General features: G+C 38.0%; 5 protein-coding genes and 7 tRNA genes. All 12 read left to right on the top strand.

Features of this window, described 5'->3' with window-relative positions:
• Window positions 1-42 precede the first annotated feature (42 nt).
• The 12 genes from ACSU6B_RS23805 (at window position 43) to ACSU6B_RS23750 (ending at window position 9,147) form a co-directional block, all read left to right on the top strand.
• A tRNA-Phe gene (locus ACSU6B_RS23805) sits at window positions 43-118 on the top strand.
• A gap of 27 nt (window positions 119-145) precedes the next feature.
• Window positions 146-221: transfer RNA gene (locus ACSU6B_RS23800), tRNA-His, on the top strand.
• 17 nt (window positions 222-238) lie between these two features.
• Window positions 239-312 (top strand) — tRNA-Gly (locus ACSU6B_RS23795).
• A 6-nt stretch (window positions 313-318) separates the two neighbouring features.
• A tRNA-Ile gene (locus ACSU6B_RS23790) sits at window positions 319-395 on the top strand.
• Between the two features lie 31 nt (window positions 396-426).
• A tRNA-Asn gene (locus tag ACSU6B_RS23785) sits at window positions 427-501 on the top strand.
• Between the two features lie 3 nt (window positions 502-504).
• Window positions 505-595 (top strand) — tRNA-Ser (locus ACSU6B_RS23780).
• Window positions 596-603: 8 nt separating this feature from the next.
• Window positions 604-675: transfer RNA gene (locus ACSU6B_RS23775), tRNA-Glu, on the top strand.
• A 547-nt stretch (window positions 676-1,222) separates the two neighbouring features.
• Window positions 1,223-3,166: a 1,4-alpha-glucan branching protein GlgB gene (glgB, locus tag ACSU6B_RS23770; RefSeq protein ID WP_410888754.1), complete on the top strand. Its 1,944-nt coding sequence runs from the start codon at window positions 1,223-1,225 to the stop codon at window positions 3,164-3,166.
• The gene (locus ACSU6B_RS23765; protein ID WP_168245415.1) at window positions 3,114-4,259 is read left to right on the top strand and encodes a glucose-1-phosphate adenylyltransferase; all 1,146 of its coding nucleotides are present in this window, start codon (window positions 3,114-3,116) and stop codon (window positions 4,257-4,259) included. Before glgB ends, ACSU6B_RS23765 begins: the two co-directional genes overlap by 53 nt.
• Before the next feature lie 22 nt (window positions 4,260-4,281).
• The gene (locus ACSU6B_RS23760; protein WP_410888752.1) at window positions 4,282-5,313 is read left to right on the top strand and encodes a sugar phosphate nucleotidyltransferase; all 1,032 of its coding nucleotides are present in this window, start codon (window positions 4,282-4,284) and stop codon (window positions 5,311-5,313) included.
• Window positions 5,310-6,761 carry a glycogen synthase GlgA gene (gene glgA, locus ACSU6B_RS23755; protein ID WP_410888751.1) on the top strand — a complete coding sequence of 484 codons (1,452 nt, stop codon included), beginning with the start codon at window positions 5,310-5,312 and terminating at the stop codon, window positions 6,759-6,761. Before ACSU6B_RS23760 ends, glgA begins: the two co-directional genes overlap by 4 nt.
• A complete protein-coding gene (locus tag ACSU6B_RS23750) occupies window positions 6,751-9,147 on the top strand; it encodes a glycogen/starch/alpha-glucan phosphorylase (RefSeq protein WP_410888749.1) in 2,397 nt (798 codons plus the stop codon). Before glgA ends, ACSU6B_RS23750 begins: the two co-directional genes overlap by 11 nt.
• Window positions 9,148-9,161 lie beyond the last annotated feature (14 nt).

The following is a 9,161-nucleotide window of genomic DNA, read 5'->3' as shown; positions in this document are numbered from 1 at the left end:
GGACTTACAGTAGTATAAGATTAGGGTACCAACCTTATTTTTGGCTCAGTAGCTCAGTCGGTAGAGCAAAGGACTGAAAATCCTTGTGTCGGCGGTTCGATTCCGTCCTGAGCCACCATTTTAATTAAATAGAGTTTTTATTGTGGCGATTGTGGCGAAGTGGTTAACGCACCTGATTGTGGTTCAGGCATTCGTGGGTTCGATTCCCATCAGTCGCCCCATAATAAATCTATTATATGCGGGTGTAGTTTAGTGGTAAAACCTCAGCCTTCCAAGCTGATGATGAGAGTTCGATTCTCTTCACCCGCTCCAATTTATGGGCCTATAGCTCAGCTGGTTAGAGCGCACGCCTGATAAGCGTGAGGTCGATGGTTCGAGTCCATTTAGGCCCACCATATATCTTTTCATAGCAGCAACTTTAATTGTTCCGCAGTAGCTCAGTGGTAGAGCTATCGGCTGTTAACCGATCGGTCGTAGGTTCGAGTCCTACCTGCGGAGCCAAACGGGGAAGTACTCAAGTGGCTGAAGAGGCGCCCCTGCTAAGGGTGTAGGTCGGGTGACCGGCGCGAGGGTTCAAATCCCTCCTTCTCCGCCATATATTAAGGCCCCTTGGTCAAGCGGTTAAGACACCTCCCTTTCACGGAGGTAACACGGGTTCGAGTCCCGTAGGGGTCATACAAAAAAACTGATAACAACATGTTATCAGTTTTTTTGTTGTATAGGAAATTATAAAATTAATTATTGTGGATAACACTGAACTAGTTCTCTGAATTTAGCTCCAAAATGTTGATTTGCATTCAAGACTGTAAAGGTCAGTATCAGTTCTAGTGGACCTATGAAAAAAGAACTACAAACGAGGAAGCCTTTTTTATAATAATAATTATATTGATATAACTTTAGAAACCCCCCTCTCCTTAGTAAAAACCCTGATAACGCTTACATTTAGAACAATTCCTCCTAATTTTGGACTATCCATTTTTTAAAATAAAATAACATTTTTTGAATGAAAATCATAAAAAAACTAAAAAAAATTTATATATTTTTGGCGATTACTGATAGAAAAATTGGTGTATAGTGTCGAAACTTGTCACACCTTAGGTTTTTATGGCATATAGCCTCAGCTATTGTCAGAAAAGATAAAAAAGTTTTATAAGGAATATTGATTAATAGCCATTATAATTGGTCTTTGAAATACATATTTTCATTGGGAATGAGGAGAGCCATGACAGTGAATACGTTTTTTCCGACTGAGTATCAGTTACATTTATTTCACGAGGGAAATTTTTTCCAAAGTCATCAGCTTTTTGGCGCTCATATCTTTAAGAATTCCGATAAGGTTTATACACGATTTTGCGTATGGGCCCCTAATGCAATGCAGATTAGGCTTGCGGGGGATTTTAATAACTGGAATGGTGAAGGGTATGAATTGCAAAAGGTTAATGATGAGGGAGTTTGGATTCTGATTGTTAATAGGGATCTAACAGGGAAGCTTTATAAGTATGAAATTATTACACATTCTGGTGAGAGGCTGCTAAAATCAGATCCATTTGCTTTTTATTCTGAAATAAGACCGAATACAGCTTCTATTGTTTATTCGTTAAACAATTATGAGTGGCAAGACAATCATTGGATGAATCGAAGAGGAAAAAAGAACCTCCTTTCTGAGCCAGTGGTAATTTATGAATTGCATTTGGGTTCATGGAAAAAGAAGGAAGACGGCGAATATCTAAGTTATAAAGAATTGGCATTGGAACTTATTCCATATGTAATTGAGCACGGATTTACACATATAGAGTTATTACCTCTAGTCGAACACCCTCTCGATGCCTCATGGGGTTATCAAGGAACAGGTTACTTTTCTGTTACATCCAGGTATGGGACACCAGATGAATTTAGAGAATTTGTTGATCTGATTCATCAAAATGGTATTGGGGTTATTCTTGATTGGGTGCCTGGACATTTTTGCAAGGACGCTCATGGCCTTTACCGTTTTGATGGGACTCACATTTATTCCTATAGCACAGCTAGCGACAGAGAGAATGCTGTTTGGGGAACTGCCAACTTTGACCTTGGAAAAGGAGAGGTACAAAGTTTTCTAATCTCAAATGCCCAGTTTTGGATTGACTATTTCCATATTGATGGTTTCCGAATGGACGCAGTAGCTAATATCATTTACTGGCCGAATGGCTCAAATGAAAAGCGTGAAAACCCATTTGGAATTAACTTTTTGAAAAAACTAAACCAACATGTTCATGAGTATGAACCACACTTTTTAATGATTGGTGAGGATTCAACAGAATTTCCTAATGTCACAACACCAGTTGCATACGGTGGGCTTGGCTTTGATTATAAATGGAATATGGGCTGGATGAATGACATGCTTGAATATATGGAAACTCCACCTTACTCGCGCTCACATGTTCATTCTAATGTAACGTTTTCATTTTTATATGCCTTTTTAGAAAATTTTATGCTGCCATTTTCTCACGATGAAGTGGTACATGGAAAAAAATCACTGCTCGATAAGATGCCAGGCGATTATTGGGAGAAATTTGCACAACTTAGACTTTTGCTAGGGTATATGTTTGCTCATCCTGGAAAAAAACTTTTATTTATGGGTTTTGAACTGGGCCAGTTTTCTGAATGGAAAGATAAAGAACAGCTCGATTGGAACTTAATGGACTATGAGATGCATCAAAAATTAAATGCCTACGTAAAGTTTTTAACTAAATTCTATAAACGTTCAAAGGCACTATATGAACTCGATCATTTACAGGACGGATTCGAATGGATTGATGCCAATAATAGCCACCAATCTGTTTTCTCTTTTATGAGAAAAGGAAAAAAGTCTGAAGAAACATTAGTGGTTATTTGCAATTTTACTGGTGTCAATTACCCAATGTATAAAATTGGTGTTCCTAAATCCGGTGAGTATCGAGAAATTTTCAATAGTGATCATATAGAATACGGTGGAGCTGGTTTGGTTAATAAAAAGACTATTATTGCAGAAGAAGAACCATTCCATGGCCAGCCATTTTCATTAAATCTAGCAATTCCCCCATTTGGATTTCAAATCATCAGACCAGTTAAAAAGAGGAAGGAGCGAAAAGGAAATGGCAAAGAAGAAGTGCGTAGCCATGTTATTAGCAGGAGGGAAAGGAAGTAGGCTTAATTCGCTGACAAAGGATTTAGCGAAACCAGCTGTTCCTTTTGGAGGTAAATATCGAATTATTGATTTTGCATTGAGCAATTGCGCCAATTCTGGCATCGATACGGTTGGGGTATTAACACAATACCAACCATTGTTATTAAATTCCTATATTGGGATTGGAAGTGCATGGGATCTTGACCGAAAGGATGGCGGGGTAACTGTATTACCACCGTATGCTGAATCTTCCGAAGTAAAATGGTATACAGGCACTGCAAGTGCGATTTATCAAAACCTTAATTACCTTAAACAATACCAGCCTGAATATGTGCTAATCCTTTCAGGGGACCATATTTACAAAATGAACTATGAGAGCATGCTTGAATATCATATTGAAAAAAGGGCTGACGTAACTATTTCTTTAATAGAAGTTCCTTGGAATGAAGCCAGTCGTTTTGGGATTATGGATACAGACGAAGAACTAAGGATTGTCGATTTTGACGAAAAACCAGCGAATCCAAAAAATAATCTTGCTTCGATGGGCATTTATATTTTTAACTGGAATATACTTAAAGAATATTTAGAAATGGATGACCGTGTTCCTGAATCGAGTCATGATTTTGGTAAAGATGTGATTCCGATGCTTTTAGAGGAAAATAAAAAATTGTTTGCTTATCCATTTAAAGGCTATTGGAAAGACGTCGGTACGGTCCAAAGCCTCTGGGAAGCTAATATGGATCTGCTAAGAGAAGAATGTGACTTAGATTTGTTTGACCACGATTGGAGGATTTATTCAGTTAACCCGAATCAGCCGCCACAATATATTTCGCCGAGTGCGGTGGTTAAAGAGTCACTTATTAATGAGGGATGTACAATAGAAGGGGAAGTAGTGAAATCTGTTCTTTTTCAAGGGGTTACTGTTGGAAAAGGATCCACTATTTTAGAGTCGGTCATTATGCCGGATGCGATCATTGGTAATAATTGTTTGATTGAAAGAGCCATTGTACCTTCTGAAGTGAATGTGCCTGACGGGACAGTTATCCGCTCGTTCGATGAAGAGATTATTCTAGTTACTAATGAAATGTTAAGCGGGTTATACCCTGCTTTTTAATATAATACAGGAGGGACTTGGATTGAAAAAAAAGCTACTAGGAGTCATTGATGCCACCACATACCATGAAGATTTGGAAGATTTATTAACACATCGCGCACTTGCTGCCCTGCCTTTTGCAGGAAGATATCGTATTATTGATTTTGTGCTATCGAATATGGTGAATTCAGGTATTCGAAGTGTGGCAATATTTCCAAAAATGCAGTACCGTTCACTGATGGATCATCTAGGTTCAGGGAAAAACTGGGATTTAGATCGAAAACGGGATGGCCTTTTCTTTTTCCCATCTCCAATAGTTGATTACGATGGAAATACAATTGGTTCGTTTGAGAATTTTGCAGCAAATTTAGACTTCTTTTATCGCAGCACGCAAGAGTATTCGATTATTTCCAATTGCTATACGGTTTTTAATATGAACTTTAGGTCAATCTTAGATTGGCATAGCAATTCAAGATGTGACATTACCGAAATCCATCAGAAGGATGGAGCTTCGATGGAGATGTACTTAATCAAAACATCCCTACTTATTAAGCTGATTGAAACGCGTAATGAAACAGGGTATACCTGTATGAAGGATGTTGTAAATGATATTGAAAATCTTTACTCGATTTGTAACTATGAATATGACGGATATTCCGTGATGATAGATTCGATCGAAAACTATTTTTCTACTAGTATGAATTTGCTACAGTCGGATGTTTGGAAAAAACTTTTTATTAAAGAACAGCCGATTTTCACTAAGGTAAAGGATGAGCCGCCAACGAAATATATTAAAGGGTCTGTTGTGAAAAATGCAATGATTGCCAATGGATGTTTAATTAGCGGTTCAGTAGAAAATAGTATTATATCCCGAGGTGTAAAGATTGGAAAAGGTGCAGTTATTAAGAACTGTATCATTATGCAAAAGTGCCAGATCGAAGATAATTGTTATCTAGATTCCGTTATTTTAGATAAAGATGTGAAAGTTGAAGCAGGAACTCACTTAACTGGAACAGCGGGGTCACCATTTGTGGTTCGTAAAGGGACAAAACAAGGAGCGTTGATGAACTCGTGAAAGTACTATTTGCCGTTTCGGAATGTGGACCATTTGCAAAATCGGGAGGACTTGCCGATGTTGCTGGTTCCCTTCCAAAAGAATTAAAGAGTTTGGGAACTGATGTCAGAGTTATTCTACCTAAATACGGAACAATTTCAGAAGAATTTAAGAGTGAGATGAAAAAGGTTAAAGAATTTACTGTTTCTGTTGGCTGGAGAAATCAGTATTGCGGAATTGAAGAGCTCACACACCAGGGAGTTACATTTTATTTCGTAGATAATGAATACTACTTTAAACGAGAAAATTTATATGGCTATTTTGATGATGGGGAAAGATTTGCTTATTTTAATAGGGCTGTCTTAGACACACTTGCCCAGCTAAACTTTTTTCCAGATGTGTTACATTGCCATGACTGGCACACGGCGATGATTCCTTTTCTGTTACGAACTGAATATTATAAAAGAAAAGGTTACGGCTTAATGCGTACTGTTTTTACGATTCATAATCTTCAATTCCAAGGGATCTTTCCAAAAGAGGTCTTGGGAGACTTGTTAGGAATGGATTACAATTCTTTTCACACTGGTCACTTAGAGTTTTTCGGAAATATCAATTATATGAAGGGCGCTCTTGTATCTGCAGACAAAATTACGACAGTTAGCCCAACCTATAAAGAAGAAATTCAAACACCTGTATTTGGTGAAAAGTTAGACGGTCTCTTAAGAGAAAGAAATGAAGACTTAATTGGGATTTTAAATGGGATTGATGAAGATTTCTATAATCCTGTTTCCGACCCATTAATATATCAAACATATACTGCTGATAAACATCAAAAAAAATCAATCAACAAAAGTGAGATTCAAAAACATTTTGGATTACCACAATCTGCGCGTACACCTTTATTAGTCATGATTACAAGGCTGACAAAGCAAAAAGGACTTGATTTAGTTAAATGTGTCCTTCGTGAAATATTGCAGGAGGATCTGCAGGTCATTATCCTTGGAACAGGTGATTATGAATACGAAGAACATTTAAGACAGGCCGCACGTATTTATCCTGAAAAATTAAGGGTTCATACCGGTTTTAATGAAGGGCTTGCCCATAAACTTTATGCCGCTGCAGACTTATTTTTAATGCCATCCCAATTCGAACCATGCGGGCTTGGACAGTTGATTGCAATGAAATATGGTGCGATCCCGATCGTTAGGGAAACTGGCGGCTTAAATGATACAATAAAATCTTGGAACGAATTTACCGGAAAAGGAAATGGATTTTCTTTTGCAAATTTTAATGCCCATGATATGCTCTATACAATTAAAAGAGCACTAGGCGTTTATCACGATTCAAAATCGTGGAAATCGATTGTAAAACAAGCAATGGAAATGGATTATAGCTGGGCACAGTCAGCATATAGCTATAACCAGTTATATGCAGAGATCGTTGCAAGGAGTGAAACACATGTTTTCTAATACGGTCGAGTTTAAGGGAACTTTTCTAAAAAGGATTGAGATGGTATGTGGGAAGAGTTTTCCTGAAAGCTCAGCCAGGGATCACTATCAAACCCTTGGAACAATGATTAGTGAATTTGTTAGTAATGCTTGGATTACTACAAACGAGCGTCATTTGGCGACAAAAGGAAAGCAGGTTTATTACCTCTCTATTGAATATCTTTTGGGGAAATTACTAAGACAAAATCTAATTAACCTTGGTGTGGAAGAGACGGTGCAAGCAGGCCTAGAGGAATTAGGAATCGATCTAGGAGAATTAGAGGAATATGAGGCAGATGCAGGCTTAGGAAACGGCGGCTTAGGAAGATTAGCTGCCTGTTTTCTAGACTCACTTGCTTCACTTAATCTGCCGGGTCATGGTCATGGCATTCGTTACAAACATGGCTTATTTGAACAAAAAATTGTTGATGGCTATCAAGTAGAATTGCCGGAACAATGGCTTAAGAACGGAAATGTTTGGGAAATCCGTAAAACCGATAGTTCCATCAAAATCCCATTTTGGGGTAAGGTGGAAACGAAGATGGAAAATGGCCGACTTGTGTTTCATCACCTACATGCTGAAACGGTCACCGCAGTACCTCACGACATGCCGGTCATCGGCTATCAGTCAAAAACCATCAATACACTAAGACTTTGGAATGCAGAGCCTTCACAATTTCCCTTACACGAGGATATTTTAAAATATAAACGGGAAACGGAAATGATTTCTGAGTTTTTATATCCTGATGATACCCATGATGAAGGAAAGGTTTTAAGATTGAAACAGCAATACTTTTTGGTATCCGCCAGTATACAATCTATTTTAAAGACCTATCGGAAACAACACAACAGCTTGAAACAACTCCATGAACATATCTGTATTCACATTAATGATACACACCCTGTCCTGGCCATTCCCGAGTTAATGAGAATCCTAATTGATGACGAAGGATTTGATTGGGAGCAGGCATGGCACATTACAAAACATACTATTTCTTACACTAATCATACCACCTTGTCAGAAGCGTTAGAGAAATGGCCAATACATATTTTTCAACCGTTGCTTCCAAGAATATTTATGATTGTAGAAGAAATCAATGAACGATTTTGTCATGAACTTTGGGAGCAAACACCAGGTGATTGGGAGCGGATTAAGGGACTAGCCATCCTTGCCGATAATTATGTAAAAATGGCTCATTTGGCCATCGTCGGAAGCTTTAGTGTGAATGGTGTGGCGAAACTGCATACTGAAATATTAAAGAAACGCGAGATGAATCAATTTTATCAATTGTTTCCTGATAAATTTAACAATAAAACGAACGGAATTGCCTACCGCCGCTGGCTGTTAAAATCGAACCCAAAACTATCTTCATTGATTACAGATACGATTGGGTCTGATTGGACCTATAAAGCTACCGAGCTGTCCCAGTTACTTAGATTTCAAAACGACACTTCATTTTTAGAACAATTATTAAAAATTAAGAATGAAAACAAACAAACACTTGCCAAGATTATTTTCGATAAGACGGGAACTGCCGTTGATACTGGTTCAATCTTTGATGTACAAGTGAAGCGGCTCCACGCTTACAAACGGCAGCTTTTAAATGTCTTACATATTATGCATCTCTATAATCGGATCAAAGAAGATTCAAGCTTCAAGGTTGTTCCAAGGGTGTTTATTTTTGGAGCGAAAGCATCGCCAGGATATTATTATGCGAAGAAAATCATTAAGTTAATAAATACAGTTGCTGAAAAAGTCAACAATGACCCATTTATCAACGACAAAATTAAAGTGATTTTTCTTGAAAATTATCGCGTTTCTCTTGCGGAGAAGATCTTTCCTGCAGCAGATGTCAGTGAACAAATCTCCACGGCTAGTAAGGAAGCTTCTGGAACAGGTAATATGAAGTTTATGATCAATGGGGCATTGACGGTAGGAACCTTGGATGGTGCCAATATAGAAATTCGTGAATTAGTCGGTAATTCCAATATATTCACGTTTGGACTAACTGCAGATGAAGTTCTTCACTACTATCAACATGGCGGATATCAATCCGATGAATATTACCACCACGATTATCGAATTCGTCAAGCCGTTGACCAGCTTGTGAATGGCTTTTTCCCTGGTGTTTATAATGAATTTGAACCAATATTCGATTCACTCCTTCAGGAAAATGATCAATATTTTGTCTTAAAGGATTTTGCTTCCTATGCAGAAACACAACGTTCCATTGGAGAAGCGTTTATTGACCGATTACGTTGGCAGAAAATGAGTCTAAATAATATCGCCCAGGCTGGTTATTTTTCAAGTGATCGTACTATTCAGGAATACGCAGACGACATATGGGGAATAAAGCCTCTACAATAAAAAAACTTCTGCCA

This window comes from Neobacillus sp. C211, from assembly GCF_051842875.1.
Classification (GTDB): domain Bacteria; phylum Bacillota; class Bacilli; order Bacillales; family Cytobacillaceae; genus Neobacillus.
This window is presented reverse-complemented; position numbering and strand designations above follow the sequence as displayed.